General features: G+C 52.6%; 1 protein-coding gene. It reads right to left on the reverse strand.

The annotated features are described in order from the left end of the window. Positions 1-73: 73 nt before the first annotated feature. Positions 74-2,048, reverse strand: a 1,975-nt coding sequence (locus KDK14_RS15415) for a type I restriction endonuclease subunit R (protein ID WP_257266060.1), incomplete at its 5' end; no start/stop codon positions are given.

Genomic DNA, 2,048 nt, shown 5'->3' on the forward strand with positions numbered 1-2,048 from the left:
GTTAGCGTGGCAGACAGGTGATGGGTTTTGAAGACGTCCTTAAATAAGCGCTTACTTATCGACATTGGTTCCTTCAACTCGCTATTCCTCCACTCCACTCACAAGCCAAAGACTCAGCCTGCTTCAAAACCAACTCAACCGCACCCGCCGCACCATCCGGTGGATACTTGTACTTCTGCAACGTTCGCCGAACCAGAATCTTCAACCGGGCTCGCACACTGTCCCTAACCTGCCAGTCAATGGTGGTGGATTTACGCAGCTTGTCGGTAATCTCAATGGCAATCTTTTTGAGAATCTCATCACCCAGTTCCCGAACAGCGCTCTCGTTATTGGCCAGCGCATCATAAAACGCCACTTCATCCGGGTTCAGGCCAAGCTCTGCTTCCCGGCTCATTTCCGCCTGGAAGTCTTTGGCCATCTGGATCAGCTCTTCAATCACCTGCGCTGTCTCAATGGCCCGGTTATTGTATTTTCGTAGTGTGGCCTGCAACCGTTCAGAGAACTTCTTCTCCTGCACCACGTTATTACGGGTCCTGGCGCGGATATCGTCTTTCAACAGCTTTTCCAGCAGCTCCACGGCCAGATTTTTGTGAGGCATTCGCCGTACATCATCCAGAAATTCATCGGACAACAGCCCTATATTGGGTTTCTCCAGTCCGCACAGTGCAAACACATCCGCCACGCCTTCCGCCACAATGGCATTATCCAGAATCTGCTTCAGGGCAGATTGCTGTTCCTCCCGGCTACGCTTTTTATCCACTGTGGTGAATTTATTAATGGCCGCCTTCACTGCCGAGAAAAACGCCAGCTCAAGCCGCAGCTCTTTCGCTTCATCCAGTGTGCTACACAGGGAGTAGGCCTTATTAGCTGCCAGCACCAAATCCATCAGCCGCTTCTTGCCATCTTTCAAACTCAGCACATAGTTGGCCGCTGGCACCAGTAATTCTCTGGCCCGGGTTTCAAAGCCGCTGATATCCAGTCCTGTACCCTGTGGCGTTTTAGCAAACAATCCACGCAGTGCATCCATCTTTTCCGCGAGCACCGCACAGGCTTCTTCTGATCGCAGGGTCGGCTCACCCTTGCCACGGGCATCGGTATAATCTTTCAGCGCATCCTTCAGCTCATTGGCAATACCGATGTAATCCACCACCAGCCCGCCGGGCTTGTTTTTAAACACCCGGTTCACCCGGGCAATGGCCTGCATCAGGTTATGGCCCTTCATGGGCTTGTCCACATACATGGTGTGGCAGCAGGGCGCATCAAAACCGGTCAGCCACATATCCCGCACAATCACCAGCTTCATCGGATCGTTCACATCCTTAAAGCGTTTCTCCAGCTGTTTCTTGGTCTTCTTGCTGTAGATATGGGGCTGCAACAGGGGCTTATCCGAGGCGGAACCGGTCATCACAATCTTGATCACGCCTTTTTCCGGATCAGGGTCGTGCCATTGTGGGCGCAGCTCCACAATCTCGTTATAAAGATGGGCACAGATATCCCGGCTCATCCCGACAATCATCGCCTTGCCATCCATGCTCTCATTGCGAGACTCAAAGTGCGCCACCAGGTCGGCCGCCACCTGTTTCAACCGGGGCGTGGCACCCACCAGCTTCTCTAACCGGCTCCACTCGCCCTTGGTCTTTTCCCGTAGGTTGATATCTTCCTCATTTTCCACCACCTCATCCACCTGCTCAGAGAGTTGCTGGATTTCAGCGTGGTTCAAATCCAGCTTGGCCAGGCGGGATTCATAATAGATGGGCACCGTCGCACCATCCTCAACGGCATCCTGAATATCGTAAATGGAGACATACTCCCCAAACACCGAGCGGGTATCTTTGTCCTCCCGGGAGATGGGCGTGCCGGTAAAGCCAATAAACGAGGCATTCTTCAAAGCGTCCCGCATATGCCTGGCATAGCCAAACTTGTACTGGCCTTCTTTGGTTAATACCGCCTTAAGGCCATACTGGCTTCGGTGCGCCTCGTCAGAAATCACGACAACCTGAATTCGTATAATAAATGCATAACCTCTGTAACCAGAGGGTTGCCACAGA

The sequence above is a fragment of the Endozoicomonas sp. ONNA2 genome (assembly GCF_024606365.1).
GTDB lineage: Bacteria > Pseudomonadota > Gammaproteobacteria > Pseudomonadales > Endozoicomonadaceae > Endozoicomonas.